Below are 26,268 nucleotides of genomic sequence, written 5' to 3'. Positions count from 1 at the left end.
TGCGTTCTCAGTTTATCTGATTATGTGATAGCGCCGTCATGGGGGCTTACCAGGGCCTGCCAATCAGGGCCGTAATCCATACCACAAATCCACCTAACAAAAAGGCGCCTGCTCGTTTACCAATATGATGACGCGAGCGCCAGCAAAGCGTGGTGAAAATGACACAGACTACCAGCATAACCAGGTAGTCCCGGGAGAATGCAAGCGGGTCTATAGCCCCGGGGGACACCAGCGCGGGTATTCCCAGCACGATAGCAATATTGAAGATATTAGAACCAATTATATTGCCTATCGCGATATCATCTTCACCCTTGCGTGCGCCGGCAATGGCGGTGGCCAGCTCGGGTAGACTGGTCCCGACAGAGATAACCGTCAGCCCGATGAGCAGCTCGCTCATACCAAAGTAATGCGCCACCACCGTGGCATTATCCACCACCATTCGGGTAGCCATCGGCATGATAATCAGCGCCACCCCCAGCCATAAAAACGCCACCGGGCGATTGACGTCACCGGGCAGCTCGGCAATTTGCTCACGGGTTAAACTGTCGTTACCGTGCCGCTGCGCAAGGCGAGCAATTTTAACGGTGAACCACAGGTAAATAACAGCCGCGATTAGCAAAATGATGCCATTTAATCGGCTAAGCTGACCATGCATAAGCACCAGGCCGCACAGCAGGGTGGCAACCAACATTAGCGGTATCTCGCGGCGCAGAATATCAGAATGCACGGTAAAAGGATGCAGCAGCGCCGCTAATCCCATGATCAGTAAAATATTGGTGGTATTGGAACCCAGCGCAATACCAATGCTCAAATTTGGCTGGTTGTGCAGGGCGGCGGCGGTGGATACCATTATCTCCGGCAGCGACGTGCCGATGCTCACCACGGTCATGCCGATCAGCAGCGGTGACAGGCCCATACCCCGGCACAGCATGGAGGCGGCGAATACCAGTCGATCGGCACCGTAAACCACCAGGAATAAACCGATAATTAACAGGCTGGTAGCCAGTAGCATAAGAAATCCTATAACGCGGGTATAATTGCCGGTCCCGTGGCTGGCGATATTTGGGCTGACGCTAAACGCCGGTATGACCTTGCTTAGCAAGTAATTCTGACTTTATCGCGCGGAAAAGTAAAACAAATGCCAGCTTTCGTATACCGCTACTGGTAAGATTCTGCAAATATATTGCGCTTGTAACATTTTCAGGCGCAACTTTTGGGGCGACTGATGAATATCACTGTATCAATAATGGCTGGAAGGATAATCGAATGAGCCAGGCACAGACGAATTTGGTCGAGGTGCGGGGAGTGACATTTTCTCGCGGCAGCCGGCGTATATTCGACAATATCTCGCTATCTGTACCCCGGGGAAAAATTACCGCCATCATGGGGCCATCCGGGATCGGGAAAACCACCCTACTGAAATTAATCGGCGGCCAAATTCCGCCGGAATGCGGGGAGATTCTCTTTCAGGGCGAAAACATTCCGGCCATGTCCCGCTCTCGTCTGTATACCGTGCGTAAACATATGAGCATGTTATTTCAGTCCGGGGCACTGTTTACCGATCTAACAGTATTTGAGAATGTTGCCTACCCTTTACGGGAGCACACTCAGTTACCGGAACCCCTGTTGCACAGCACGGTAATGATGAAGCTGGAAGCGGTCGGCCTGCGGGGTGCGGCAAATTTAATGCCGTCAGAGCTTTCCGGCGGCATGGCGCGCCGCGCCGCCCTGGCAAGGGCGATTGCGCTGGAGCCGGATCTTATCATGTTTGACGAACCGTTCGTCGGCCAGGATCCGATCACTATGGGGGTGCTGGTAAAACTGATCTCTGAACTGAACAGCTCCCTTGGGATGACCTGTATTGTGGTGTCGCATGACGTACCGGAAGTATTGAGCATTGCTGATTACGCATGGATTATTGCCGATCAACAAATCGTGGCTCATGGTTCTGCTGATGAGCTTGAGCATAATCCCGACCCTCGCGTGCGCCAGTTCCTTGATGGCATTGCGGATGGCCCGGTGCCGTTCCGCTACCCCGCCAGAGACTATGTATCAGATTTATTACCAGGAACAGGGAGCTAATTGATTCATGTTGCTTAATGCATTGGCGTCGCTGGGGCGTCGTGGGATTAATACCTGCGCTGCTTTTGGTCGCGCCGGGTTAATGCTGTTTAATGCGCTGGTGGGTAAACCGGCATTTGGCAAGCATTTCCCGCAGCTGGTCCGCCAGCTATACAATGTCGGCGTACTGTCGCTGCTGATTATTATGGTCTCCGGCCTGTTTATCGGTATGGTGCTGGGGCTCCAGGGGTACCTGGTGCTCACCACCTACGGGGCAGAGTCCAGCCTGGGGATGATGGTGGCACTGGCCTTGCTGCGTGAACTGGGGCCGGTAGTCGCCGCGTTACTGTTTGCCGGGCGCGCCGGGTCCGCTCTGACGGCGGAAATTGGCCTGATGAAAGCCACCGAACAACTTTCCAGCATGGAAATGATGGCGGTGGATCCGCTGCGCCGGGTGATTGCGCCGCGCTTCTGGGCCGGGGTTATCTCACTGCCGCTGCTGTCGATGATTTTTGTGGCGGTCGGTGTGTGGGGCGGTGCGCTGGTGGGGGTGACCTGGAAGGGGATTGATGCCGGTTTCTTCTGGTCCTCTATGCAGTCTGCGGTGGACTGGCAGATGGATGTGGTTAACTGCATTCTGAAAAGCCTGGTGTTCGCTATCACGGTTACCTGGATTGCGCTGTTTAATGGTTATGATGCGGTGCCGACCTCTGCCGGGATCAGCCGCGCAACAACACGCACTGTGGTTCACGCCTCTCTGGCCGTACTGGGCCTTGATTTTGTACTTACTGCACTGATGTTCGGGAATTAAGTCATGCAAACCAAAAAAATTGAAATCTGGGTTGGCGCTTTTCTGCTGGTCGCGCTGATTGCCATTGTCTTTATTTGCCTGCGAGTGGCGAATGTGACCTCGTTGCGCAGTGAACCCACCTACAGCATCTCTGCAACCTTTGACAATATCGGTGGCCTGAAAGTGAGCTCTCCGGTGCGTATTGGCGGGGTGGTGATTGGCCGGGTCAGTGATATCACGCTGGACCAGACCAACTACCTGCCGCGCGTGACCATGGACATTGATGATCGCTACAATAAAATTCCAGACACCAGCTCGCTGGCAATCCGTACCTCTGGCCTGCTGGGGGAACAATATCTGGCGCTGAACGTCGGTTTCAGCGATCCGGAAATGGGCACTGCTATCCTGAAAGATGGCGGCACCATTCAGGATACCAAGTCAGCGATGGTTCTGGAGGACCTGATTGGTCAGTTCCTTTACAAGAGTAATGACAGCTCGAATAAGAATAGTGGTGATGCTCCTGCCAGTAATGACGGGAATAATACCGAGACTGCAGCGCCCCACGCTGGCGCTACTAATTAACCCTGGAGATGACACCCATGTTAAAGCGCCTGTTTATGGTCGCCGTGCTGGCGATCGCTCCACTGGTTAGTGCCCAGGCGGCAGACCAGTCCAACCCTTATAAACTGATGAACGAAGCGGCACAAAAGACATTTAGCCGCCTGAAAAATGAGCAGCCGCAAATCCGCCAAAACCCGGACTACCTGCGCAATATCGTTGATCAGGAACTCCTGCCGTATGTGCAGGTGAAATATGCCGGTGCGCTGGTGCTTGGCCGCTACTATCAGCAGGCCACCCCGGCCCAGCGTGACGCCTATTTTGTCGCCTTCCGTGAGTACCTGAAACAGGCTTACGGCCAGGCGCTGGCCATGTACCACGGCCAGACCTATCAGATAGCCCCGGAGCAACCGCTGGGCAATGCTGATATCGTGGCAATCCGCGTGACCATTATTGACCCGAACGGCCGCCCGCCGGTACGTCTGGACTTCCAGTGGCGTAAAAATAGCCAGACCGGTAACTGGCAGGCTTACGACATGATTGCTGAGGGTATCAGCATGATCACCACCAAACAGAACGAATGGAGCGATTTGCTGCGCACCAAAGGGATTGATGGCCTGACAGCGCAGCTGAAGTCTATCTCTCACCAGCCGATCACTCTGGATGAGAAAAAATAATGTCTGAAGCGCTGCAGTGGTCATTGCAGGATGATTGTCTGATGCTCACCGGGGAACTGGGCAGCGATACGCTGCTGCCCCTGTGGGACGCCAGGGAGGAGGTGGTATCCCGGCTGCAACGGATCGATCTCAGCGGCGTACAGCGGGTGGATACTGGCGGCGTTGCGTTGCTTATCCATCTGGTGGCGCTGGCCCGTGACCTGGGGCATACCCCGGTGGTCACCGGAAGCGATGAAAACTTACATACGCTGGTCAAGTTGTACAATTTACCGCCTGAGGTGATCCCCTTCGACGTAGCCTGAGCGTTTTCAGTACGTTACTCACACGGCCCCAAAAATCTTGCTTTGGGGCTTTTTTTTCATATTTAAGACGGCTCCACTTTCCTCTAAGATGTGTGGCTGTTTTACTAGCCGACGAATAGATCCCATGGAAAATCATGAAATTCAGGCTGTGCTGATGAACGCACTGCCGCTTGAAGAAGTTCTCGTCTCCGGTGACGGTAGCCATTTTCAGGTTATCGCGGTAGGTGAGATGTTCGCCGACATGAGTCGAGTAAAAAAACAACAGGCGATTTACGCGCCGCTGATGGGATATATCGCCGATAACCGCATCCATGCGTTATCCATCAAAGCGTATACCCCTCAGGAATGGGCCCGTGACCGCAAGCTAAACGGTTTTTGAGCTGACGGCTGACGGCCGCCAGCAATGTGATTTGATAACAGAGAACAGGTGAATGGATAAATTTCGTGTGCAGGGGCCGACCCGGTTAAGTGGTGAAGTGACAATCTCCGGGGCAAAAAACGCCGCACTGCCCATCCTTTTCGCTGCCTTGCTGGCAGAGGAACCCGTTGAAATCCAGAATGTCCCGAAACTGAAAGACATCGATACCACCATGAAGTTACTCAGCCAACTGGGGACCAAAGTGGAGCGTAACGGGTCTGTCTGGATTGATGCCAGCGACGTCAATGTCTACTGCGCGCCGTACGACCTGGTGAAAACCATGCGTGCCTCTATCTGGGCCCTGGGGCCGCTGGTTGCGCGTTTTGGTCAGGGCCAGGTCTCCCTGCCGGGCGGCTGTGCGATTGGTGCCCGTCCGGTGGATTTGCATATCAGTGGCCTGGCGCAGCTGGGTGCCGATATTAAGCTGGAAGAAGGCTATGTAAAGGCAACGGTTGATGGACGCCTGAAAGGCGCCCATATCGTGATGGACAAAATCAGCGTTGGCGCCACGGTTACCATCATGACCGCGGCAACCCTGGCTGAAGGGACCACGGTGATTGAGAACGCCGCCCGGGAACCGGAAATTGTCGATACGGCCAACTTCCTCAACGCCATGGGGGCCAAAATCACCGGTATGGGCAGTGACCGTATTACCATCGAAGGGGTTAAGCGCCTTGGTGGTGGTAAATACCGCGTTCTGCCGGACCGTATCGAAACCGGTACCTTCCTGGTGGCCGCGGCGATTTCTGGCGGTAAAATTGTATGCCGTAATGCCCAGCCGGACACCCTTGATGCGGTGCTGGCCAAACTGCGTGAAGCCGGGGCGGATATCGAAGTCGGTAGCGACTGGATCTCGCTGGATATGCACGGTAAGCGTCCGAAGGCGGTCAATGTGCGCACCGCGCCGCACCCGGGCTTCCCTACCGACATGCAGGCGCAGTTCACCCTGCTGAACCTGGTGGCAGAAGGTACCGGTGTGATAACCGAAACAATCTTCGAAAACCGTTTTATGCACGTACCGGAACTGATCCGTATGGGCGCACGGGCGGAGCTGGAAGGCAATACGGCCATTTGCCACGGGGTAGAGAAACTGTCTGCAGCCCAGGTGATGGCGACCGATCTGCGCGCCTCGGCAAGCCTGGTACTGGCGGGTTGTATCGCTGATGGGGCAACCATCGTCGATCGTATCTACCATATCGACCGTGGCTATGAGCGTATTGAAGATAAACTGACCGCGCTGGGTGCCAATATCACCCGGGTTAAAAACGAAGGTTAATCGTTTATCCACGCTTTTAAGAAATTAATGATGAAAAGCCGCTCCCTGTGAGCGGCTTTTTTTGTGGTGCGCCAGTGCGCTTGCCGGTGTGTGGCCGGGATGACCGATTAGCGGGCCGACTTGTCGCGCATGAACCGGGTGCGATCAATATACTCATGGGTAAATGGGTTGTGGTAACGGGATGGCCAGATCTCTTTTGGGGTCACGCCAATGGCTTTGGCGATCAGCATTTCACCCTTTGGCCACGGGCGGGTCAGGGCATTTGCCAGGGTTGATGAGCTTAATCCTGCCCGGCGAGATTCTGCCGCCAGAGAAGTGCCACGCTTGCGCAATGCAGCGATAATATCAGCCGGATGCCAGTCTACAAATTTGGGTTCCATATCCTCTTCCTGTATGATTTTTACGCGTAAACTTTAGGGGATACTTTCCTGACGGCCTCTTACGTCAGCCCATCAATAACACCCAAAGACGTGTTGTGATTCCAGTATTTTCCATAAATATGTTCAAAAGCGTGAGTAAGCGTTGAGGTTAGGGTGTTTAGCAGTGCAAACCGGGACGTAAACTGTGATATCTCCGCGCCAGAGCGTGGCGCGGAGTGGCTATCAGAACTGGCGCTGAACGGCGATGTGGGCCAGGCCGATCAGTGCCTGCCTGTGGGGAGAATCGGGCAGGATCGCCAGGGCGGCGATGGCTTTATCGGCTTCTTGCTCGGCCCGCATGCGGGTCCATTCCAGAGAACCACAATCGGCCATGGCACTCAGTACCGGCTCAAGAAGGTGGCGCCCATTCCCTTGTTCAATCGCGCTACGGATCATGGCGGACTGCTCTGGCGTGCCGTGACGCATGGCGTGTAACAAGGGCAGGGTTGGCTTGCCTTCGTTAAGATCGTCACCGACGTTCTTGCCGAGGGTGGCGCCGTCAGAGCTGTAATCCAGCAGATCATCAATCAGCTGGAAGGCGGTCCCCAGATAGCGGCCATAATCGCGCAGCGCCGCCTCCTGAGCATCATCCGCCCCGGCCAAAATAGCAGAGCACTGCGCAGCGGCTTCGAACAGACGGGCGGTTTTGCTGTAAATCACCCGCATATAGTTCTCTTCAGTGATGTTCGGATCGTTAACGTTCATCAACTGCAATACTTCGCCTTCGGCAATGACATTGACCGCTTCGGACATGATTTTCAGCACTTTCAGAGAGCCAAGCCCGGTCATCATCTGGAAAGCACGGGTATAGATAAAATCCCCTACCAGTACACTGGCGGCATTACCAAATGCCGCGTTTGCCGTCGCTTTCCCCCGTCGCATGTCTGACTCGTCGACAACATCGTCGTGGAGCAGCGTTGCGGTGTGGATAAATTCGATAAGTGCAGCAATGTTGATATGAGCATCCCCCTGGTAGCCCAGGGTCCTGGCAGACAATACGGCAATCATCGGGCGGATACGTTTCCCCCCGCCACTGACAATGTAATAGCCCACCTGGCCTATCAGTTGCACATCGGAACTGAGCTGCTCAAGGATCACTGCATTGACGCCCGCCATATCTTGCGCGGTTAATTCAGTTATATTTTCAAGATTCATCGCAAAAGTCTGGCTATCGTCCTGTTTACCACATACCCCCCCAACGAATGACGGGGCGGAAGATGCATAATGTAGTACAGATTGTACTTAAAAAACGAGACAGATAAACGTACCTGGGCCGGTTGCTTTTTTTTTCTACGCAGATTGATGATCGCTCTTGTCAAAGCCACCCGATTTGCGTAATATTCGCGCCCTATTGTGAATATTTATAGCGCCCCCTGAATCACACAAGGTGTGCGCGGAAAGCGGAGTTTTATATGTACGCAGTTTTCCAAAGTGGTGGTAAACAACACCGAGTAAGCGAAGGTCAAACCGTTCGCCTGGAAAAGCTGGACATCGCAACTGGCGAAACCATTGAGTTCGCCGAAGTGCTGATGATCGCAAACGGTGAAGAAGTCAAAATCGGCGTTCCTTTCGTTGATGGCGGCGTAATCAAAGCTGAAGTTGTGGCTCACGGTCGTGGCGAGAAAGTTAAAATCGTCAAGTTCCGTCGTCGTAAACATTATCGTAAGCAGCAGGGCCATCGTCAGTGGTTCACTGATGTTAAAATTACTGGCATCAGCGCTTAATACAGAGGAGCAGATTAAATGGCACATAAAAAGGCTGGCGGCTCAACTCGTAACGGTCGCGATTCCGAATCCAAACGTCTGGGCGTAAAACGCTTCGGCGGTGAAGCAGTTCTGGCTGGCAGCATCATCGTTCGTCAACGTGGTACTAAATTCCACGCTGGCAGCAACGTAGGTTGCGGCAAAGACCACACTCTGTTCGCGTTGGCTGACGGTAAAGTTAAGTTCGAAGTTAAAGGCCCGAAAAATCGTAAATTTATCAGCATCGAAGCTGAATAAGTTTTTCGTGTCCCGGAAACGGACTGAAGCCCCGCACATGTTGCGGGGCTTTTTACATTCTAATGCCGGGGGACCTGGCGTCCTTTGGTTGCACCGCAGCAATACCTGAATACTAAGCCCGGCAGTGTACTACAGGGAGTGATAGTATGAATCAGCAGGCAGTTGCCGGGATACTTCTGGCACTTACCACCGCCATGTTTTGGGGTGTATTACCGATTGCCATGAAGCAAGTGTTGCCGGCGATGGAGCCGGCAACGATTGTGTTTTATCGCTTCCTGCTGGCGGGATCGGGTCTGGCGGTTATCCTGGCGCTACGCGGCCAGTTACCGTCCCTGAAACTGTTTCGTAAACCGCGCTGGCTGGGCGTTCTTGCCGTCGCAACCGGTGGGTTATTCGGCAATTTTATTTTATTCAGTTCCTCACTTCAGTACCTGAGCCCGACAGCGTCGCAGGTCATCGGCCAGCTTTCCCCGGTTGGTTTAATGGTGGCCAGTGTGGTGGTCCTGAAGGAGAAAATGCGCGGCACGCAGGTGATAGGTGCACTGATGTTGCTGTGTGGGCTGGTGATGTTTTTTAATACCAGCCTGGTGGAGATTTTTACCCGGCTTACGGATTACACCTGGGGGGTGATATTCGGGGTCAGTGCAGCAATGGTTTGGGTCAGTTATGGGGTCGCGCAGAAAGTATTATTACGCCGCCTCGCCTCGCAACAAATCCTTCTTTTGCTGTACACTTTATGTACAATAGCGCTGTTCCCACTGGCGAAGCCGGTGGTGATCATGCAACTGAATAGCTGGCAGCTCGCGTGTCTTCTTTTTTGCGGGCTGAACACCCTGATCGGTTATGGCGCACTGGCTGAGGCCATGGCGCGCTGGCAGGCAGCGCAGGTAAGTGCCCTGATAACGCTGACCCCGCTGTTTACGTTGCTGTTTTCTGATTTGCTGTCGCTCGCCTGGCCTGATATTTTCGCCGCGCCAACCCTGAATATACTGGGGTACATCGGGGCATGTGTTGTGGTTTCAGGCGCGATGTATTCCGCGATTGGTCATCGTCTTTGGGGACGCTGGCGCAGGAAAGACGCTGTGGTACCGGTGCCTCGTTCGGGCGAATGATTTACGGAGAAGTAAAATGAAGTTTGTTGATGAAGCAACGATCCTGGTTGTTGCCGGTGATGGCGGCAACGGTTGTGTAAGCTTCCGTCGTGAAAAATATATCCCGAGGGGCGGTCCGGACGGCGGTGACGGCGGTGACGGTGGTGATGTCTGGCTGGAAGCGGACGAAAACCTTAACACCCTGATTGATTACCGCTTTGAAAAGTCCTTCCGCGCTGAGCGTGGCGAAAACGGCCAGAGCCGTGACTGTACCGGTAAACGCGGTAAAGACGTCTCAATTAAAGTCCCCGTCGGTACCCGGGTTATTGACCAGGGCACCGGCGAAACCATGGGCGACATGACCACCCACGGCCAGCGGCTGATGGTTGCCAAAGGCGGCTGGCACGGCCTGGGGAATACCCGCTTTAAGTCTTCCGTTAACCGTACCCCGCGCCAGAAAACCAACGGTACGCCGGGGGACAAACGCGATCTGCAGCTTGAGCTGATGCTGCTGGCCGATGTCGGGATGCTGGGAATGCCGAATGCCGGTAAATCGACCTTTATTCGCGCGGTGTCTGCCGCGAAGCCGAAAGTGGCGGATTATCCGTTTACCACCCTGGTGCCTAGCCTGGGCGTGGTGCGTATGGATAGCGAAAAAAGCTTCGTGGTCGCGGATATTCCGGGGCTGATCGAAGGGGCGGCGGACGGCGCCGGCCTGGGGATCCGTTTTCTCAAACACCTCGAGCGCTGCCGGGTACTGCTGCACCTGATTGATATCGATCCGATTGACGGTTCCGATCCGGTGGAAAACGCCCGCATTATTGTTGGCGAGCTGGAGAAATACAGCGAAAAACTGGCCGCTAAGCCACGCTGGCTGGTGTTTAACAAAATCGACCTGATGGACAATGCTGAAGCCGAAACCAAAGCACAGGCGATTGTAGAGGCCCTGGGATGGGAAGATAAACATTATCTGATCTCCGCCGCCAGCCATAATGGCGTCCAGGACCTGTGCTGGGATGTGATGCAGTTTATCATCGACAACCCGGTAACCAGCGCTGAGCAGGACAAACAGCCAGAGAAAGTCGAGTTTATGTGGGATGACTACCATCGCCAGCAGCTCGAAGAAGTCGAAGATGAAGCGGAAGAAGACTGGGATGACGACTGGGACGATGAAGACGACGAAGGCGTCGAGATAATCTACCAGCACTAATACTGTCGTTCGGTGACAAAAAAGGCCCCTGAGGGGCCTTTTTTATTGCGCACGATTTATGGCGCACAAAGGGTGTTGCATCACGCACTAAATGTGATCGGGGAACCAGCCGGCGGCATCAAGGCCGGGCTTGTCGGGGCGATCGTCGAGCAGTAACTTACCGTGATGTAATTGGACAATACGCTGAACAATACTCAGCCCGAGGCCGCAGCCTCCATAGCGCTGATCCAGGCGGCGGAACGGCTCGGTAATATTCAGGCGCTGTTCCGCCGGAATACCCGGCCCCTGGTCGAGAACCCGCAGGCAGGTGCCGTTGTCCCGCGCTTCAATGCGCACTTCGATGGTGCTGTTCTCCGGGCTGTAGCGGGAGGCATTCTCCAGCAGGTTACGCAGCATCAGGCGTAATAGCACCGCGTCCCCCTGGGCACTCAGGGTTGATGGCGCTGGCCATATGGGCTGCTGCCCCCGCTGGCTGAGCAGTTCTGCTATCTCGGTCTGCAAAGGGGAGACCACATCCTGATACCAACCCACAGTGGCATAGTGGCCGCTGGCCAGGGCCTGGCCGGCCCTGGAAAGCATCAGCAACTGTTCAACGGCGTGCATCAGTTGATCAATCCGTGCGACCAGCATGCTCGCCTGGGTGTTGCCCTGTTGTTCCATAAGCTCCAGATGCAGGCGGATCCCGGCCAGCGGGGTGCGCAGCTCGTGGGCCGCATCGGCGGTAAATAACCGCTCCTGCTGGATAGTATGGTCAAGGCGCGACAGCAACTGATTCAGTGAATTGGTGACTGAGACAATCTCCGTCATATCGGAGTAGATCGGTACCGGGGAGAGGTTATCCGCCGAGCGGTTCGTCAGGCTGGCGCGCAGCCGGTTAAGCGGGCGGGTGATCCAACTGATGGCCCAGAAAGAGAACAGCAGGGTAAAACCAACCATGACCAGTGAGGGCACCAGCAGTGAGGCAATTGCTTCGTGAATTTCTTTTTCAACATGGTGGTTACGGGCTTTGGCGCTCAGGGTCTCATTGACCAGGAAACCAATCTGCTCCTGGCTTTCATGCCATAGCCAGATAGCGCTCAGCAACTGAAAAAACAGCAAAATACAGGCAAGCAGGATCATCAGACGCTGGCGCATGCTGTTCACGGTTATTTCTCCAGCCGGTAGCCGACACCACGGATAGTTTTGATGCGCTCTTTCCCCAGCTTGCGGCGTAAATTATGGATATGGACTTCCAGGGTATTGGAGCCGGGATCGTCCTGCCAGCTGTACAAGTCCTGTTGCAGCGTTTCGCGGTGCACCGTTTGCCCGGCGCGCATCAGCAGCCGGGACAGCAGGGCAAACTCTTTCGGGGTTATCTCTATCTCTTTCTCGTCGAGATACACCTGCTGAGTTTGTAAGTTAAGTGCCAGATCATCGAGGGTAATCAGATTGTCGCTCTGCCCCTGATAGCGGCGGATCAACGCCCGGACCCTGGCCTGTAGCTCCACCAGTGCAAACGGCTTCACCAGATAATCATCGGCACCGGCATCGAGGCCGTTAACCCGATCGGCCAGACCATCACGGGCTGTCAGGATCAACACCGGGGTTTGCTTACCGCTGCGCCGCCAGGCACCCAGCAGGGTGGCGCCGTCTTTGTCCGGCAGGCCGAGATCCAGGATAACCAGGCTATATTCACCGGACTGCATAAACGCGTCTGCCTGTGCGGCAGTACCGGCACAATCCAGCGCATAGCCCTCGTTGCGCAGCGCTATGGACAATCCTTCCTGGAGCAGTGTGTCGTCTTCAACAATCAGTAGTTTCATCGCTTAATTATTCTGATAAATATCTTTGTAGAGACGGCTCTCAAAGCGGACCAGCGGAATACGGCGGTTACGCTGATCGGCCGGCGGCACGGCATAACCGGACAGGAACTGGACGAATGCCACTCGCTGCCCGCTGGCCGTGGTCAGAAAGCCTGCCAGGTTATATACCCCTTGCAGAGAGCCCGTTTTGGCGGAGAGTTTACCGTCTACGCCTGCCTGGTGTAGACCCGCCCGGTACTGCAAGGTTCCGTCATGCCCCGATAAGGGTAGCATCGAAATAAAATTGAGCTTGCTGTCATTTTGGGCGATGTACTGCAACACCTGCATCATCGAGGCCGGGGAGATAAGGTTATGGCGTGACAGGCCAGAGCCGTCCACCAGGATACTATTGCCCAGGTCAATACCGGCGTTTTTGCGCAGTAGCTGGCGCACCGCATCTGCCCCGGCGCGCCAGGTCCCGGGCACGTTGTAATAGCTGCGGCCAATGGTGCGAAAGACGGTATCCGCAATCATATTGTCTGATTTTTTCAGCATGGTCCGCAGCAGCGTGTGCAGCGGCGGGGACTGGGTACTGGCCAGTACGGTTCCCGGTGGGTTTGGCTGGGTCTGGCGGATCAGCGACCCTTGATAGCTTATACCCGCGGTTTTCAGCTCCTGCTTTAGAATTGCCCCGGCATAGCCGGCACCGTCCTGAATCGCAAAGGCCAGCGGCAGCGGGTCCTGGCGTTGGGTCAGGCAGCCTGTCAGCGTGTAGCGGTTAAGATCCCCGGTAACCACGTCCAGTTCGCAATACTGCGCCTCTGGGGCGCCCCTGGCGAGGGTTTTGACCTGGCTAAAGACATTGACCGGGTAATAAGACGCGATGCGGACAAACGCGTTCTCATTGGGCTGGGTGGTATTCAGGGTAACGGAGAAACAGTTACGATCGACAATGGCCGCCGCAGGGGGGGCGCTGAAGCACTGGCTGATGTCGTTCCACGGCCAGCCCGGGGCTTTGTCGTGGCTGGCGAAGACCGAGGTATCAATCACCACATTACCGGTGATCCGGTTAATACCAGCCTTTTTCACCGCATTCACCATATTGCGCAGGCTCTGGCGGCGGAACGTGGGGTCGCCATCAAACCGGGCGATCAGATCCCCGGTCAGTACGCCATCTTTCACTTCGCCGCGGCGTTCCAGCGTGGTGGTAAACCGGTAATCAGGCCCCAGTTGTAACAGGGCGGCCAGCGCCGTGATGACTTTCTGGGTACTGGCAGGCAACGCCATCTGCTGGCTGTGATACTCCACCAGCGGCGCACTCTCTCCGACCTTCTGTACCATCATTGCCAGGTTGGCCCCGGCTGGTAACTGGTTGACGTATTCTTCTACATTTGCTGCCTGGGCATTGAGTGCCACGACGGTGGTCAATCCAACCACAAATCTGGAAAATCGCATAATCTCGCGTTACGGCCGGGAAACGTGCCCGTCATACTACGGTGCAACACCCTGTAAAGTAAACGGTGGGTGACCCCCGCGGAACTTCGCGGTAAAATATTTATCAAAATGCCATATCACACTGACCCGGAGGACTTCTGGGTCGGTTTTCTTTTGTTTATTTCCCGGGCTGGTACTGCTGCCCCGGGGCCACAAGCGCAGTAACCACAGGGTTGCTCACCTGCAGGCCGATTAAAAGAGGTATAACAATGCAAGCTATTCCGATGACATTACGTGGTGCTGAAAGATTGCGCGAAGAGCTGGATTTTCTGAAATCGGTACGCCGCCCGGAAATCATTGCCGCCATTGCCGATGCGCGTGAACACGGCGATCTGAAAGAAAATGCCGAATATCACGCCGCCCGTGAACAACAAGGGTTCTGTGAAGGCCGGATTAAAGATATCGAAGCGAAGCTGTCTAATGCTCAGGTTATTGATATCACTAAAATTCCCAATAATGGCCGAGTGATTTTTGGCGCGACAGTGACCGTGCTGAATCTGGACAGCGATGAAGAAGTAACCTATCGCATTGTTGGTGATGACGAAGCGGACTTCAAACAGAACTTGATCTCGGTAAACTCGCCGATCGCCCGCGGTCTGGTGGGGAAAGAGCAGGATGATGTGGTGGCTATCAACACCCCTGGGGGGATGGTTGAGTTTGAAATCACGAAAGTTGACTATCTCTGATATCCAGAGCGTAAAGCTTATTGTAGATTGTAAAGCATGGTAAAAGGCCGTTAACCGGCCTTTTACCCGCAAGCGGCCCGTGGCATTTTCGTATCACCACGGGGGAATCCGCTGCTTCAGGGCAAAAAATCGCCTGACTGAACGGGTTTTTAGCGGGGAAGTGAAATTATACGCTCTGCAGTTGGGCGATAAAGCACCAGCGTTTTACCGATGACCTGTACATTACAGGCGCCGGTTTCCCGCACGATAGCTTCCACGATCAGGGTTTTAGTCTCGCGATCTTCCGAGGCAATTTTCACCTTGATTAACTCATGGTGCTCAAGCGCTTGTTCAATCTCGGCCAGTACCCCTTCGGTCAAACCATTATTGCCAAGCAGAACAACCGGCTTGAGCGAATGTGCCAGACCCTTCAGGTGCTGTTTTTGTTTAGTACTCAGATTCATCGTATATTTTTGCTTAGGTTGGGATTGAAAACGGGTCATTCTACCGCCATCTCCCACTTATAGCCAAATAGCAACTGCGCATTTTTTGGCAAGTCGCTGTCGATGAACCCGGATGGAATGTGAAATGACAGGTAAAAAGCGTTCTGCCAGCTCTAGCCGCTGGCTCCAGGAACACTTTAGCGATAAATATGTTCAGCAGGCACAGAAAAAGGGGTTACGTTCCCGTGCCTGGTTTAAACTTGAAGAGATACAGCTAAGTGACAAACTTTTTAAACCGGGAATGACGGTTGTTGATCTCGGGGCTGCGCCTGGTGGCTGGTCACAATATGTGGTTAGCTTAATTGGTGGCAGCGGTCGTATCATCGCTTGCGATCTTTTACCGATGGATCCCATCGTTGGTGTGGACTTCCTTCAGGGCGACTTTCGTGATGAATTAGTGCTGAAAGCGTTACTGGAACGAGTAGGTGATAGTAAAGTGCAGGTGGTGATGTCCGATATGGCGCCCAACATGAGTGGGACCCCTGCAGTCGATATTCCCCGCTCTATGTATTTAGTGGAGCTGGCGCTTGAAATGTGTCGGGATGTTCTTGCCCCCGGCGGTAGTTTTGTTGTGAAGGTGTTCCAGGGCGAAGGTTTCGATGAGTACCTAAGGGAAATTCGCTCCCTGTTTACAACCGTGAAGGTTCGTAAGCCGGATTCTTCCCGTGCCCGTTCACGTGAAGTTTATATTGTAGCGACCGGGCGAAAATGATAACCAGACTGTCTTTCCGGCAGCGGTAACCTGGTACTCTACCCGGGATCTGAAAAGGCGCATTACGAGCGTTTTCAGCGGGGAAGGGGCCAGTGTATTGGGCTGCAAGCTTGAAAGACGCTGGATATATAGTATCCTGACGCTGTTTTTAACACAGTTGTAATATGAGGTTAATCCCTTGAGTGACATGGCGAAGAACCTAATACTCTGGCTGGTCATCGCGGTTGTGCTGATATCAGTTTTTCAGAGCTTTGGGCCCAGCGAGTCTAATAGCCGTAGAGTGGATTACTCTACGTTCCTGCAAGAAGTTAATCAGGATCAGGTTCGCGAAGCGCGTATCAACGGACGTGAGATCAACGTTACCAAGAAAGATAGTAACCGATACACGACTTATATCCCCGTTAACGATCCTAAGCTGCTTGATAATTTATTAACCAAAAACGTAAAAGTTGTTGGTGAACCGCCTGAAGAGCCGAGCCTGCTGGCGTCGATCTTCATTTCCTGGTTCCCGATGCTGCTGCTGATTGGGGTGTGGATCTTCTTTATGCGCCAGATGCAGGGCGGCGGTGGCAAAGGCGCCATGTCGTTCGGCAAGAGCAAGGCGCGTATGCTAACCGAAGACCAGATCAAGACCACCTTCGCTGACGTCGCCGGTTGTGACGAAGCAAAAGAAGAAGTGGGCGAACTGGTGGAATACCTGCGGGAGCCGAGCCGTTTCCAGAAGCTGGGGGGTAAAATCCCGAAAGGCGTGCTGATGGTTGGCCCTCCGGGGACCGGTAAAACCCTGCTGGCAAAAGCCATTGCCGGTGAAGCTAAAGTACCGTTCTTCACCATCTCAGGTTCTGACTTCGTCGAAATGTTCGTTGGTGTGGGTGCATCCCGCGTGCGTGACATGTTCGAACAGGCTAAAAAAGCGGCACCGTGCATTATCTTCATCGATGAAATCGATGCGGTAGGCCGTCAGCGTGGCGCCGGTTTGGGTGGTGGTCACGATGAACGTGAGCAAACCCTGAACCAGATGCTGGTTGAAATGGACGGCTTTGAAGGCAACGAAGGTATCATCGTGATTGCCGCCACTAACCGTCCGGACGTACTGGACCCTGCGCTGCTGCGTCCAGGCCGTTTCGACCGTCAGGTTGTGGTAGGGCTGCCGGATGTTCGTGGTCGTGAGCAGATCCTGAAAGTACATATGCGTCGCGTGCCGCTGGCGCCGGATGTTGATGCGGCAATTATTGCCCGCGGTACCCCGGGTTTCTCCGGTGCGGATCTGGCTAACCTGGTCAACGAAGCCGCACTGTTTGCTGCCCGCGGTAACAAACGCGTGGTATCGATGGTTGAGTTCGAGAAAGCGAAAGACAAAATCATGATGGGTGCGGAACGCCGCTCTATGGTGATGACGGAAGCGCAGAAAGAATCTACCGCCTACCACGAAGCAGGCCACGCCATTATCGGCCGCCTGGTACCGGAGCATGACCCGGTACACAAAGTAACGATTATCCCGCGCGGTCGCGCCCTGGGGGTAACCTTCTTCCTGCCGGAAGGGGATGCCATCAGCGCCAGCCGCCAGAAACTGGAAAGCCAGATTTCTACGCTGTACGGCGGTCGTCTGGCAGAGGAAATCATCTACGGCGTAGAACATGTGTCTACCGGTGCGTCTAACGACATCAAAGTCGCGACCTCCATTGCCCGTAACATGGTGACCCAGTGGGGCTTCTCTGACAAACTCGGCCCGTTACTGTATGCCGAAGAAGAAGGTGAAGTGTTCCTCGGCCGCAGCGTGGCGAAAGCGAAACATATGTCTGATGAAACTGCGCGTATCATCGACCAGGAAGTAAAAGCGTTAATTGAACGCAACTACGGTCGTGCCCGCCAGATCCTGAACGACAATATGGATATTCTGCACGCCATGAAAGATGCACTGATGAAGTATGAAACCATCGATGCACCGCAAATTGATGATCTGATGGCGCGTCGTGATGTTCGCCCGCCGGCTGGCTGGGAAGATCCGGGCACCAACGGTAATTCAGACAGCAACGGCACACCGCGTGCGCCGCGTCCGGTAGACGAACCCCGTACACCGAACCCAGGCAACACCATGTCTGAACAGCTGGATGATAAATAATCATCCTGTCAGACGACACGTGTGAGTAATCGTAAAACCCCGGCCATGTGCCCGGGGTTTTTTTTTGTGACCCCTATTATTTATGAGAGAAACTGCAATGATTCTGACCGCTCAGGGCACTACGCTGGATCTTACCCACCCTCACGTGATGGGCATTTTGAATGTCACGCCGGACTCCTTTTCTGACGGTGGTCAGCATAACTCCCTGGTGGAAGCGGTTAAACACGCTAATCTGATGATTAACGCGGGCGCCACCATCATTGATATCGGCGGCGAGTCTACCCGTCCCGGGGCGGCGGATGTGAGCACGGAAGAGGAGCTGGAGCGGGTGATCCCGGTGGTGGAAGCTATCGCCCGGCGGTTTGAGGTCTGGATTTCCGTGGATACGTCGAAAGCGGCGGTGATCCGTGAGTCTGCCCGGGTGGGGGCGCATATTATCAATGATATTCGTTCCCTGCAGGAGCCCGGGGCGCTGGAGGCAGCCGCCGAAACCGGGCTGCCGGTGTGCCTGATGCATATGCAGGGTGAGCCGAAAACCATGCAGTCCGCCCCGAAATACGACGATGTCTTTGCCGATGTGATGCACTTTTTTACTGACCATATTGCCCGCTGCGACGCTGCCGGCATTCCGAAAGATAAATTGTTGCTCGACCCTGGCTTCGGTTTCGGTAAAAATCTCAGCCATAATTATCAGCTTCTGGCGCGGCTGGCTGAATTCCATCGTTTTGGTTTACCGCTTCTGGTGGGAATGTCCCGTAAATCAATGGTGGGGCAGTTGCTTAATGTCGGCCCGGATCAACGTCTGAGTGGTAGCCTGGCGTGTGCTGTGATTGCGGCCATGCAAGGGGCACAGATCCTGCGGGTTCATGATGTCAAAGAGACTGTAGACGCCATGCGTGTGGTAGAGGCGACGCTTTCTGCGAAGGGAAATACATATTATGAGTAACCGCAAATATTTTGGTACTGACGGTGTGCGTGGCAAGGTCGGGCAGTCACCGATTACCCCGGACTTTGTTCTCAAACTGGGCTGGGCTGCCGGCAAAGTGCTGGCGCGTAACGGCTCCCGCCAGGTCATTATTGGTAAGGACACCCGTATCTCTGGCTATATGCTGGAGTCTGCGCTGGAAGCAGGCCTCGCGGCGGCGGGGCTGTCAGCTGCCTTTACCGGCCCGATGCCGACCCCGGCTATTGCCTACCTGACCCGCACCTTCCGTGCGGAGGCCGGGATCGTGATTTCCGCCTCCCATAACCCTTATGACGATAACGGCATTAAGTTTTTCTCTACCGAAGGCACCAAGCTGCCGGACGATGTTGAGCAGGCCATTGAAGACAGCCTGGAACAAGAGATCAGCTGCGTTGAGTCGGCGGACCTCGGGAAAGCGGCGCGCATTGTGGACGCCGCTGGCCGCTATATTGAATTTTGCAAAGGCACCTTCCCGAATGAGCTGAGCCTGAGCACACTGAAAATTGTGGTGGACTGCGCCAATGGTGCGACTTACCACATTGCCCCGAGCGTGCTGCGTGAACTGGGTGCCGACGTCATTGCCGTTGGGTGCTCTCCGAACGGGACCAATATTAATGACCGCTGTGGCGCTACCGATGTGCGTATGCTCCAGGAGCGGGTTCTGGCAGAGAAAGCCGACCTCGGTATTGCGCTGGATGGCGATGGTGACCGGGTTATCATGGTGGACCACGAAGGGAACAAAGTGGACGGGGATCAGATCCTGTACATTATTGCCCGTGAAGGTCTGCGCCAGGGCCAGTTGCAGGGCGGGGCGGTTGGCACGCTGATGAGCAATATGGGCCTTGAGCTGGCGCTGAAAGATCTGGGTATCCCGTTCGCCCGTGCGAAAGTGGGGGACCGCTACGTACTGGAAACCCTGAAAGAGAAAGGCTGGCGCATTGGGGCGGAAAATTCCGGCCACGTGATCCTGCTGGATAAAACCACCACCGGTGACGGTATTGTCGCGGCCCTGCAAGTGCTGACCGCGATTGTACGCAATAACATGACCCTGCAAGATCTGTGCAGCGGTATGAAACTGCTGCCCCAGATACTGGTTAACGTGCGCTATACCGCCGGCAGTGGCGATCCGCTGGAAAATGACAATGTGAAAGCCGTCATGGCTGCGGTAGAAGCGGAGCTGGGCAACCGGGGCCGGGTGCTGCTGCGTAAATCCGGTACCGAGCCGTTGATCCGCGTGATGGTGGAAGGCGAGAACGAAACCCTGGTGACCTCGCTGGCTAACCGGATTGCCGATGCCGTTAAAGCGGTCTGATTACTGCTTCTGACCCCGGTTCACCGTTAAAAAGGCCCATGTTGAACATGGGCCTTTTGATTATTAGGCGGCGTGTTGCGGGACTTTGCGCCGCAGGCGCATCAACAGAACCGCCGCCAGGGCGACAACCACCAGACCCGCCAGCCAGGGCACGATAGCCAGCAAATGCCCGGAGCGCAGGAAGGTAATCACAATCATCAGCAACCAGCCGCTCAACATCGGCAGGGCGGTACGCTTAACAATCTCCACCGGTGAAACCCCGGCAATCCCGGCAATGGCGATAATCACCCCGGCAATCGGAGACAGCGTGCGGCCAATGCCTGCCGAGATCTGCACCGGTAACATCATCACCGCGACATCACTGCCAATGTGCGCACTGATTTGCGGGATCATCGGCGCAAACGAGAAGAACGCCGCATTGCCGGACCCCATCAGGGCGGAGATCACAAAGGTGACCAGGGTCATCATCAGAATAATCGACGCGGCGCTGAGCCCTGCTTCCCCGGAGAGGCTCAGCAGCGCATCCACGGCACCGATAGCTTTTAACCCGGCGGAGAAGATCTCACCGGCGACAATCAGCGTGATCACGCTGGCAAATACGCCGCCCATGGTATCAAACACTTTCTGAACCCCCGCCATCACCTCCCGGGCATTACGCCAGCGGACATACTCACACAGCAGGGCGATTGCCAGACTAAGTAGCACCGCCGTGTCGATGGTGATACGCAATGAGGAAAAGACCAGCTTACTGCACAGCAGCATAATCGCCAGTGGCAGCATGGGCAGCAGCAGATACAGCAGCGGGGCTTGCGGGCCCTGGTTCAGGCTGTCGGCGAGATCATGCGGTGTCGCCGCCGCCTCCTGGCGGGTCCGCCGGTCAAAAAAACGCTGGGTCAGGGCATGAACCAGCGCCACGAACAGGATAACCGGTACCACAACCGGCAGCTGGTCATTGACGAAGTAATCCACCACCTCAATACCCGCTGTTTTGGCCGCCAGGACAGAGTTACCGGAACCCGGGCCAAATTCCACCGCACAGGTACTGGCGATCACGGCGGCGACCGCTGCACGGCTGCAACCCAGGCGAATCAACAGCGGGTAGAGAGTGGCCATCAACAACAGGCCAAGGCCGGTCGCGCTGCTGATAAACAACGACAGAAACTGCCCCAGCACCAGGGCGAGCGCCAGCAACAGGTAGGGGGAGTTAAGGCGTTGCAGCGGCCGGGAGGCGATCCGCACCAGCACCTGGCTGGCACCGGTGACCGACATATAAGTGGCGAAGCCGCCTACCAGCATGATCTGCATCCCCAGCCCGCCGGTGCGGCTGCTGAGAATATCGCGGATATATTCAAACGCATCCAGCAGCCCCAGACCGGTGGTCTTGTTTACCAGCGTGCTGAGGTTGGTGCCCTGGGTAAATTGTGCAATCAATAATAACGCGATCCCGGTCAGTAGCAGTACCGACTGGGGATGATAGCGTTTCAGGATCAGGCTACCGGCAAAGACGATAGCGACCAGCGCAATAAGTAATGGCATCAGTTCCTGCTCCTTATTCAAAATTTCCGCGTACCAGACACTCACCATCGCGATACATCAACTGCCCGGCGGCGAAGGTCTGGTAGAGGGAAAAGTCCGCGTTCAGCACACAGATATCGGCCCGCTCCCTGGGGTGCAGGCGGCCGCCGGTGATCCCCAGCGAGTCAGCAACATTGGCGGTCATCATGGCAATGCCTTCGGCGGGCGGGACACCGTTATCGATGAGCCGCGGTAACAGGGTAATATTGCCATTCACCGGCGCCGCAGACAGGCCCTCTACCGCTCCCTGGCTGTTAAAGCGCGGAACGCTGCCATTACCGTCGGAACTGATAGTGATGCGTTCTGCCGGTACCCCGGCGGCCAGGGCCGCGGCTACCACCTCTTCCTGGGGGGCAAAGTGGCTGCCGCCGGAGGTGATATCCATGGTGCCGCCGCGCAGCGCAAATTGAACGGCTTGCTCAAACAGGGGGCGGGTGCGCGCCAGGTGGGTAGGGGAGAGATGGTGGATAGGCAACCCGGCATCGCACAGTGCCATCAGCGGCGCCAGCCCTTCAGGCAGCCCCCCCATATGGACATGGAGCACGCCCTTTTTCCCGGCCAGCAGCGCGGCAACCCGAATATCACTCACCAGGCGCAACAGTTCCTGATGGCTGGGGAATGAACTACGGTGATCCGCCAGGGCGATTTTGACCCCGAGCACATGGGGAATAAACGCAATGTCATCCCGGACACTGCCGGTTATCGTGCGGGTGGGGAGCTCGTAGGAGCCGGTATGCATATAGGCCCGAAGGCCCTGGCTGTTCAGCGACTGCATTTTAGCATACAGATCTTTAGGGGAGCGGGAGATCCCGTCCGTGCCCAGCACGCCAACCGCGGTGGTGATCCCGGCGGCAATCAGATCGCTCATCCTGGCCTGGGGTGTCCGGCTGGCAAACCCGGCCTCGCCGCCGCCGCCAGTCAGATGGATATGCTGATCAATAATGCCCGGAATGATAATTTTACCGCGGCAGTCATAATGGGTAACCGGAAACGGCAGGGAAGGGATGTGCTCATCGAGCGCGACGATATGATCACGGCATAATAATAGTGAGCCGACCCCCATATCTTGTGGTGCATAAATACGTGCGTTACTCAGTAGGGTAAACATATAACCACTCCGCTTCAGTAAAAGGGATAATTAGCGTGATGCAGCAGCAGGTGGTTTTTTATTGTTATTGGCCGCCACCATAAAGGCAGAGGGGCGGCAGTACCATTGCCAAATTTTTATTCAGCTATACCGAAACGACATACCCACAGGGAAAGCATATGGACAGCAAATGGCTGGAGGATTTTTTGTGCCTGAGTCAATACGGCAGTTTTTCACAGGCCGCTGCGGCGCGGCATATTACACAACCGGCCCTGAGCCGACGGATTAAAATTCTGGAAACCAGCCTTGGGGTGCCGCTGTTTGATCGCACCACGACCCCCGTCACCCTGACCCATTTTGGTCAGCGTTTTGAACCCTATGCCCGGCAGGTGCTGACCACCCTGGCAGAGGCGCGCAGCGAACTGGGGGCGTTGTCCCCGGTTACGGACAACACGCTGGTGATGGTGAGCCTGCATACTCTGTCAGTCAATGTGCTGCCCGATATCATCAGCTACTTGCGCCAGCAGGCGCAGTCCCTGAGCTTTACGGTTAATGCCTCTGTACAGGGGGTAGATAACCATTTTGAGGCATTGCTCAACCGCCAGGTGGATCTGCTGGTCACCTATGATTCGACTGATGCCCACCCCACGGTAGAGATTGCCGGGCACCTGCAAAGTACGGTGTGGCGCTATGAGCGCTTTATTCCGGTTATCTCAGCGCGGCTTTATCAGGCCGCGATGGTGGATGACGCGCCGATACCCTGGCTGTGTTATAGCGACTATACCTTTGTGCGGCGCATTGTGGCCCCGGCAGAGGCCCGGCTACAGAAACGGCTCTATAAAGTGTTTGAAAGCGGGCTAAGTGAAAGTATCCGCGAAATGGTGCTGCGCCACCTCGGGCTGGCCTGGTTACCGGAGTCAACAGTCGCAGAGCAACTGGCCAGCGGCGAACTGGTGCAATTTTGTCCCCAGGATCCAGCGCTTACCTGCGATATTCCGATTACTATCTGGTGTAATCGCGACGGAAATCGGCCGGTTTTGCGACACTGCTGGCAACTTTTATCCAGAGATTGAAATAGTGTGCTGAAAATTTATTCAATCAATACGTTATTCAGAAAATGGGCTTGCTAAGGTGACAGCCATTGGTTAGTATTCACACCCGCTTCAGTGGGAAGATAAATGTCCCGCTTTGACTGGTGAAGCTTTGGTATGCGGATGACCCGCAAGGAACAGGTTAATTATGTATCAAGCTCTGTTAGTAGTTTTCCTTATTGTAGCCATCGCCCTGGTGGGTTTGATTATGCTGCAACAAGGTAAAGGCGCTGATATGGGAGCCTCCTTTGGTGCAGGCGCTTCCGCCACGCTGTTCGGTTCAAGTGGTTCTGGTAACTTCATGACCCGTATGACGGCAATTCTGGCGGCGCTGTTCTTCATCATGAGCCTGGCTCTGGGTAATATCAACAGTAACAAAACCAGCAAAGGAAGCGAGTGGGAAAACCTGAGTCAGCCAGCACAGTCTGAGCAGACCCAGCCAGCTGCACCGGCTAAGCCGACCAGCGATATCCCGCACTAAGTTCTGTGCCGAGGTGGTGGAATTGGTAGACACGCTACCTTGAGGTGGTAGTGCCCAATAGGGCTTACGGGTTCAAGTCCCGTCCTCGGTACCAATATTTAAGAAAGAGACGCCTGATGGCGTCTTTTTTTTGCCTGCTTATCAGGCCGCAGTGGTTTATTTATAAACAAACCCTCGCTGGTTCCTGCTCCCCCCCGACGGCTAAAGTATCCCTTTGCGCCTTGACCAGATGATGGACAAGTCCATAAGGGGAACCATGAATTTACGATCTGCAGTGCTGTTAACTACCCTGCTACTGGCCGGGTGCAGTTCGGCCAGTATGACCCAGGTGCACCGGGTAAACGCCCTGCCAGTACCGATAGTTACCGCAGACAATAGCCTGCATCCGTCAGATGATACGCTGCAACATTATTACCAGGATAGCGCCCAGCAGATTAACCGTCTGAGCCAGTCGCTGAAAGATGATTACTTGCGGGACATCCACGGTGAAGATGTGATGAATCCGCACAGCGAGGCCCGGCAGGTATTTGCTGCCCTGACACACCTTGGCGATCTGGCCGCAATGAACGCGATTTATTTGCAGCAACAGAATATTCAGGGACTTGAGGTGATTAACCGTGAATTGGTCACGCTAGCCCGGCGCTAAGTGGCGGCAACGAAAAGATCATGATGGCGGGTACGGATAAAAAAAAGCCCGATGGGAGATCGGGCAAAAGACTAACAGACACAAGGAAGTGGCGCGATTATTGGCCGGAGATTTGCACCAGTACTCGGCGGTCCGGCGCGAGGCACTTAACCAGCGCATGACTATTAAGATAATCACAACTGCCGCCGGTAACCGAATCACGAGAGCCTCGTCCTTCGGTGGTGACCTGCGACGGCGACATCCCGAGGGCAACAAGCTGGTCGGCCACGGTTTGTGCCCGGCGGGCAGAGAGTGCCTGGTTGTAAGCCGCATCCCCCATACGGTCGGTATAGCCGATGACCGTGGTGCTGTGATTTCTGGCGGCCTGTAATTCAGGGGAGTTGTACAACCGGGTGATGGCTGCCTTACCTTCCGTGGTGAGGGTGGCTGAATCCCACGCGAACATAACGTCTGATTTGAGGTTAAACGTTTTTGGCGCTACCGTTGCCGGGGCCGCGACAGGCGCCGGAGCAGGCGCTGGAGCGTTATCGTGTTGACCAAAGCGATATACCACCCCGGCGGTGAGGCTGCTGGCATCAGCGCTAACACCAATCTGATTTGTGTTACCCACATTGCTGACCCACTGGTATTCAAGGCGGCCCGCCAGGGCAGGGGTGAAGGCATATTCGGTACCCACTGCCACGAGGGGGCGGACGCCGGTTTCAAATTTGTTATGCCCACGACTGTCGGATTCAGCACGATAACCCATCGCGCCGGCGCGGGTATAAATGTCCCAGCTATCAGTTAATCCGTAGCTGGCTTTCAGCGACAGCTGCAGGCCCTGGCTTTTCATTCTGGCGCCCGGGGCGCCTTGTTTACCATTAAGCTGCATATTGCCCAGATAATCATAGCCACCTTCAGCGGCCAGCCAGGGCGTTATCTGATAACCGGTGAATGGCTTTGTTGAATAAATCGAACTTTTAGCCGAAATTAGGATCAGATCACCACACTCCTGACCCTGTAGCGACATCCTGTGACAAAGCAAAAGTTCAAA

At 55.1% G+C, this 26,268-nt stretch carries 29 protein-coding genes and 1 tRNA gene; 20 read left to right on the top strand and 10 right to left on the bottom strand.

Translation table 11 applies throughout. From position 1 onward, the window contains the following. Window positions 1–46 precede the first annotated feature (46 nt). A complete protein-coding gene (locus tag F9C28_RS07935; RefSeq protein WP_199014697.1) occupies window positions 47–1,012 on the bottom strand; it encodes a calcium/sodium antiporter in 966 nt (321 codons plus the stop codon). A 254-nt stretch (window positions 1,013–1,266) separates the two neighbouring features. Here F9C28_RS07935 and mlaF point away from each other — a divergent pair, with 254 nt between their 5' ends. The 7 genes from mlaF (at window position 1,267) to murA (ending at window position 6,082) form a co-directional block, all read left to right on the top strand. Then, complete coding sequence (gene mlaF / locus F9C28_RS07930; protein ID WP_199014696.1) at window positions 1,267–2,082, top strand: phospholipid ABC transporter ATP-binding protein MlaF; 816 nt, start codon at window positions 1,267–1,269, stop codon at window positions 2,080–2,082. 7 nt (window positions 2,083–2,089) lie between these two features. After that, on the top strand, window positions 2,090–2,872 hold the full coding sequence (gene mlaE / locus F9C28_RS07925; RefSeq protein ID WP_199014695.1) for a lipid asymmetry maintenance ABC transporter permease subunit MlaE: 783 nt from the start codon (window positions 2,090–2,092) through the stop codon (window positions 2,870–2,872). A 3-nt stretch (window positions 2,873–2,875) separates the two neighbouring features. Next, window positions 2,876–3,433 (top strand): outer membrane lipid asymmetry maintenance protein MlaD, encoded by a 558-nt coding sequence (gene mlaD, locus F9C28_RS07920; RefSeq protein WP_199014694.1) that lies wholly within the window; start codon window positions 2,876–2,878, stop codon window positions 3,431–3,433. Between the two features lie 17 nt (window positions 3,434–3,450). Continuing rightward, window positions 3,451–4,086 carry a phospholipid-binding protein MlaC gene (mlaC, locus tag F9C28_RS07915; RefSeq protein WP_199014693.1) on the top strand — a complete coding sequence of 212 codons (636 nt, stop codon included), beginning with the start codon at window positions 3,451–3,453 and terminating at the stop codon, window positions 4,084–4,086. Continuing rightward, window positions 4,086–4,388: a lipid asymmetry maintenance protein MlaB gene (gene mlaB / locus F9C28_RS07910; protein WP_199014692.1), complete on the top strand. Its 303-nt coding sequence runs from the start codon at window positions 4,086–4,088 to the stop codon at window positions 4,386–4,388. Before mlaC ends, mlaB begins: the two co-directional genes overlap by 1 nt. Before the next feature lie 124 nt (window positions 4,389–4,512). Beyond that, window positions 4,513–4,767 (top strand): BolA family iron metabolism protein IbaG, encoded by a 255-nt coding sequence (ibaG, locus tag F9C28_RS07905; protein ID WP_199014691.1) that lies wholly within the window; start codon window positions 4,513–4,515, stop codon window positions 4,765–4,767. Window positions 4,768–4,819: 52 nt separating this feature from the next. Beyond that, entirely contained in the window at window positions 4,820–6,082 is a 1,263-nt protein-coding gene (gene murA / locus F9C28_RS07900; RefSeq protein WP_199014690.1) for a UDP-N-acetylglucosamine 1-carboxyvinyltransferase, read from the top strand. A gap of 107 nt (window positions 6,083–6,189) precedes the next feature. Here the strand turns inward: murA and sfsB are convergent, their stop codons facing one another. Together sfsB and ispB are read right to left on the bottom strand one after the other, a co-directional pair. After that, window positions 6,190–6,462: a DNA-binding transcriptional regulator SfsB gene (sfsB, locus tag F9C28_RS07895; RefSeq protein ID WP_199014689.1), complete on the bottom strand. Its 273-nt coding sequence runs from the start codon at window positions 6,460–6,462 to the stop codon at window positions 6,190–6,192. Window positions 6,463–6,684: 222 nt separating this feature from the next. Beyond that, window positions 6,685–7,656, bottom strand: coding sequence for an octaprenyl diphosphate synthase (gene ispB, locus F9C28_RS07890; protein ID WP_199014688.1), 972 nt, complete (start codon window positions 7,654–7,656; stop codon window positions 6,685–6,687). A 257-nt stretch (window positions 7,657–7,913) separates the two neighbouring features. Between ispB and rplU the strand changes: the two genes are divergently transcribed. From rplU to cgtA, 4 genes are all read left to right on the top strand, one after another. Continuing rightward, window positions 7,914–8,225: a 50S ribosomal protein L21 gene (gene rplU, locus F9C28_RS07885; protein ID WP_000271396.1), complete on the top strand. Its 312-nt coding sequence runs from the start codon at window positions 7,914–7,916 to the stop codon at window positions 8,223–8,225. Between the two features lie 18 nt (window positions 8,226–8,243). Beyond that, a complete protein-coding gene (gene rpmA, locus F9C28_RS07880; RefSeq protein ID WP_002442024.1) occupies window positions 8,244–8,501 on the top strand; it encodes a 50S ribosomal protein L27 in 258 nt (85 codons plus the stop codon). Window positions 8,502–8,647: 146 nt separating this feature from the next. Next, window positions 8,648–9,613, top strand: a complete 966-nt coding sequence (locus tag F9C28_RS07875) for a DMT family transporter (protein ID WP_199014687.1) — start codon at window positions 8,648–8,650, stop codon at window positions 9,611–9,613. Between the two features lie 16 nt (window positions 9,614–9,629). Continuing rightward, window positions 9,630–10,802 (top strand): Obg family GTPase CgtA, encoded by a 1,173-nt coding sequence (gene cgtA / locus F9C28_RS07870; protein ID WP_199014686.1) that lies wholly within the window; start codon window positions 9,630–9,632, stop codon window positions 10,800–10,802. Between the two features lie 87 nt (window positions 10,803–10,889). Here the strand turns inward: cgtA and pmrB are convergent, their stop codons facing one another. From pmrB to dacB, 3 genes are read right to left on the bottom strand one after another with little or no spacing between them, the layout of a single operon-like run. After that, on the bottom strand, window positions 10,890–11,945 hold the full coding sequence (gene pmrB / locus F9C28_RS07865) for a two-component system sensor histidine kinase PmrB (protein WP_199014685.1): 1,056 nt from the start codon (window positions 11,943–11,945) through the stop codon (window positions 10,890–10,892). Between the two features lie 2 nt (window positions 11,946–11,947). After that, window positions 11,948–12,604 (bottom strand): two-component system response regulator PmrA, encoded by a 657-nt coding sequence (gene pmrA, locus F9C28_RS07860; RefSeq protein ID WP_199014684.1) that lies wholly within the window; start codon window positions 12,602–12,604, stop codon window positions 11,948–11,950. 3 nt (window positions 12,605–12,607) lie between these two features. Next, window positions 12,608–14,038: a serine-type D-Ala-D-Ala carboxypeptidase gene (dacB, locus tag F9C28_RS07855; protein ID WP_199014683.1), complete on the bottom strand. Its 1,431-nt coding sequence runs from the start codon at window positions 14,036–14,038 to the stop codon at window positions 12,608–12,610. A gap of 248 nt (window positions 14,039–14,286) precedes the next feature. On the opposite strand from dacB, the gene greA reads away from it, so the two are divergent. Continuing rightward, window positions 14,287–14,763 (top strand): transcription elongation factor GreA, encoded by a 477-nt coding sequence (greA, locus tag F9C28_RS07850; protein ID WP_199014682.1) that lies wholly within the window; start codon window positions 14,287–14,289, stop codon window positions 14,761–14,763. A 149-nt stretch (window positions 14,764–14,912) separates the two neighbouring features. On the opposite strand, the gene yhbY is transcribed toward greA, so the two are convergent. Next, on the bottom strand, window positions 14,913–15,206 hold the full coding sequence (yhbY, locus tag F9C28_RS07845) for a ribosome assembly RNA-binding protein YhbY (protein WP_034920336.1): 294 nt from the start codon (window positions 15,204–15,206) through the stop codon (window positions 14,913–14,915). Window positions 15,207–15,330: 124 nt separating this feature from the next. On the opposite strand from yhbY, the gene rlmE reads away from it, so the two are divergent. From rlmE to glmM, 4 genes are all read left to right on the top strand, one after another. Continuing rightward, window positions 15,331–15,957, top strand: coding sequence for a 23S rRNA (uridine(2552)-2'-O)-methyltransferase RlmE (gene rlmE / locus F9C28_RS07840; protein ID WP_199014681.1), 627 nt, complete (start codon window positions 15,331–15,333; stop codon window positions 15,955–15,957). 187 nt (window positions 15,958–16,144) lie between these two features. Continuing rightward, window positions 16,145–18,079: an ATP-dependent zinc metalloprotease FtsH gene (gene ftsH, locus F9C28_RS07835; protein ID WP_199014680.1), complete on the top strand. Its 1,935-nt coding sequence runs from the start codon at window positions 16,145–16,147 to the stop codon at window positions 18,077–18,079. Between the two features lie 97 nt (window positions 18,080–18,176). Further along, window positions 18,177–19,025: a dihydropteroate synthase gene (folP, locus tag F9C28_RS07830; RefSeq protein WP_199014679.1), complete on the top strand. Its 849-nt coding sequence runs from the start codon at window positions 18,177–18,179 to the stop codon at window positions 19,023–19,025. Further along, the gene (glmM, locus tag F9C28_RS07825) at window positions 19,018–20,355 is read left to right on the top strand and encodes a phosphoglucosamine mutase (protein ID WP_199014678.1); all 1,338 of its coding nucleotides are present in this window, start codon (window positions 19,018–19,020) and stop codon (window positions 20,353–20,355) included. Before folP ends, glmM begins: the two co-directional genes overlap by 8 nt. A gap of 63 nt (window positions 20,356–20,418) precedes the next feature. On the opposite strand, the gene dcuC is transcribed toward glmM, so the two are convergent. Then, window positions 20,419–21,891: a C4-dicarboxylate transporter DcuC gene (gene dcuC, locus F9C28_RS07820; protein WP_199014677.1), complete on the bottom strand. Its 1,473-nt coding sequence runs from the start codon at window positions 21,889–21,891 to the stop codon at window positions 20,419–20,421. A gap of 13 nt (window positions 21,892–21,904) precedes the next feature. Further along, window positions 21,905–23,038, bottom strand: a complete 1,134-nt coding sequence (gene iadA, locus F9C28_RS07815; RefSeq protein ID WP_199014676.1) for a beta-aspartyl-peptidase — start codon at window positions 23,036–23,038, stop codon at window positions 21,905–21,907. Between the two features lie 158 nt (window positions 23,039–23,196). Here iadA and F9C28_RS07810 point away from each other — a divergent pair, with 158 nt between their 5' ends. From F9C28_RS07810 to F9C28_RS07795, 4 genes are all read left to right on the top strand, one after another. Then, window positions 23,197–24,090, top strand: coding sequence for a LysR family transcriptional regulator (locus F9C28_RS07810; RefSeq protein WP_199014675.1), 894 nt, complete (start codon window positions 23,197–23,199; stop codon window positions 24,088–24,090). A gap of 166 nt (window positions 24,091–24,256) precedes the next feature. Further along, on the top strand, window positions 24,257–24,589 hold the full coding sequence (gene secG / locus F9C28_RS07805) for a preprotein translocase subunit SecG (RefSeq protein WP_199014674.1): 333 nt from the start codon (window positions 24,257–24,259) through the stop codon (window positions 24,587–24,589). A gap of 7 nt (window positions 24,590–24,596) precedes the next feature. Further along, window positions 24,597–24,683, top strand: a tRNA-Leu gene (locus F9C28_RS07800). Between the two features lie 162 nt (window positions 24,684–24,845). Continuing rightward, complete coding sequence (locus tag F9C28_RS07795) at window positions 24,846–25,235, top strand: hypothetical protein (protein ID WP_199014673.1); 390 nt, start codon at window positions 24,846–24,848, stop codon at window positions 25,233–25,235. Between the two features lie 97 nt (window positions 25,236–25,332). Here F9C28_RS07795 and ompA read toward each other — a convergent pair. After that, window positions 25,333–26,268: porin OmpA (gene ompA / locus F9C28_RS07790; RefSeq protein ID WP_199014672.1), on the bottom strand; the 936-nt coding region annotated here is incomplete at its 5' end.

Origin of the sequence: Shimwellia pseudoproteus, from assembly GCF_016415625.1 — a bacterium.
GTDB lineage: Bacteria > Pseudomonadota > Gammaproteobacteria > Enterobacterales > Enterobacteriaceae > Shimwellia > Shimwellia pseudoproteus.
The sequence above is the reverse complement of the archived record's forward strand: the minus strand, read 5'-3'. Positions and strand labels throughout refer to the sequence as shown.

Coding starts and splice junctions, on each gene's coding strand:
- F9C28_RS07935 (WP_199014697.1), bottom strand. CDS start 1,012: ATGCTACTGGCTACCAGCCTGTTAATTATCGGTTTATTCCTGGTGGTT.
- mlaF (WP_199014696.1), top strand. CDS start 1,267: ATGAGCCAGGCACAGACGAATTTGGTCGAGGTGCGGGGAGTGACATTT.
- mlaE (WP_199014695.1), top strand. CDS start 2,090: ATGTTGCTTAATGCATTGGCGTCGCTGGGGCGTCGTGGGATTAATACC.
- mlaD (WP_199014694.1), top strand. CDS start 2,876: ATGCAAACCAAAAAAATTGAAATCTGGGTTGGCGCTTTTCTGCTGGTC.
- mlaC (WP_199014693.1), top strand. CDS start 3,451: ATGTTAAAGCGCCTGTTTATGGTCGCCGTGCTGGCGATCGCTCCACTG.
- mlaB (WP_199014692.1), top strand. CDS start 4,086: ATGTCTGAAGCGCTGCAGTGGTCATTGCAGGATGATTGTCTGATGCTC.
- ibaG (WP_199014691.1), top strand. CDS start 4,513: ATGGAAAATCATGAAATTCAGGCTGTGCTGATGAACGCACTGCCGCTT.
- murA (WP_199014690.1), top strand. CDS start 4,820: ATGGATAAATTTCGTGTGCAGGGGCCGACCCGGTTAAGTGGTGAAGTG.
- sfsB (WP_199014689.1), bottom strand. CDS start 6,462: ATGGAACCCAAATTTGTAGACTGGCATCCGGCTGATATTATCGCTGCA.
- ispB (WP_199014688.1), bottom strand. CDS start 7,656: ATGAATCTTGAAAATATAACTGAATTAACCGCGCAAGATATGGCGGGC.
- rplU (WP_000271396.1), top strand. CDS start 7,914: ATGTACGCAGTTTTCCAAAGTGGTGGTAAACAACACCGAGTAAGCGAA.
- rpmA (WP_002442024.1), top strand. CDS start 8,244: ATGGCACATAAAAAGGCTGGCGGCTCAACTCGTAACGGTCGCGATTCC.
- F9C28_RS07875 (WP_199014687.1), top strand. CDS start 8,648: ATGAATCAGCAGGCAGTTGCCGGGATACTTCTGGCACTTACCACCGCC.
- cgtA (WP_199014686.1), top strand. CDS start 9,630: ATGAAGTTTGTTGATGAAGCAACGATCCTGGTTGTTGCCGGTGATGGC.
- pmrA (WP_199014684.1), bottom strand. CDS start 12,604: ATGAAACTACTGATTGTTGAAGACGACACACTGCTCCAGGAAGGATTG.
- dacB (WP_199014683.1), bottom strand. CDS start 14,038: ATGCGATTTTCCAGATTTGTGGTTGGATTGACCACCGTCGTGGCACTC.
- greA (WP_199014682.1), top strand. CDS start 14,287: ATGCAAGCTATTCCGATGACATTACGTGGTGCTGAAAGATTGCGCGAA.
- yhbY (WP_034920336.1), bottom strand. CDS start 15,206: ATGAATCTGAGTACTAAACAAAAACAGCACCTGAAGGGTCTGGCACAT.
- rlmE (WP_199014681.1), top strand. CDS start 15,331: ATGACAGGTAAAAAGCGTTCTGCCAGCTCTAGCCGCTGGCTCCAGGAA.
- ftsH (WP_199014680.1), top strand. CDS start 16,145: ATGGCGAAGAACCTAATACTCTGGCTGGTCATCGCGGTTGTGCTGATA.
- folP (WP_199014679.1), top strand. CDS start 18,177: ATGATTCTGACCGCTCAGGGCACTACGCTGGATCTTACCCACCCTCAC.
- glmM (WP_199014678.1), top strand. CDS start 19,018: ATGAGTAACCGCAAATATTTTGGTACTGACGGTGTGCGTGGCAAGGTC.
- dcuC (WP_199014677.1), bottom strand. CDS start 21,891: ATGCCATTACTTATTGCGCTGGTCGCTATCGTCTTTGCCGGTAGCCTG.
- iadA (WP_199014676.1), bottom strand. CDS start 23,038: ATGTTTACCCTACTGAGTAACGCACGTATTTATGCACCACAAGATATG.
- F9C28_RS07810 (WP_199014675.1), top strand. CDS start 23,197: ATGGACAGCAAATGGCTGGAGGATTTTTTGTGCCTGAGTCAATACGGC.
- secG (WP_199014674.1), top strand. CDS start 24,257: ATGTATCAAGCTCTGTTAGTAGTTTTCCTTATTGTAGCCATCGCCCTG.
- F9C28_RS07795 (WP_199014673.1), top strand. CDS start 24,846: ATGAATTTACGATCTGCAGTGCTGTTAACTACCCTGCTACTGGCCGGG.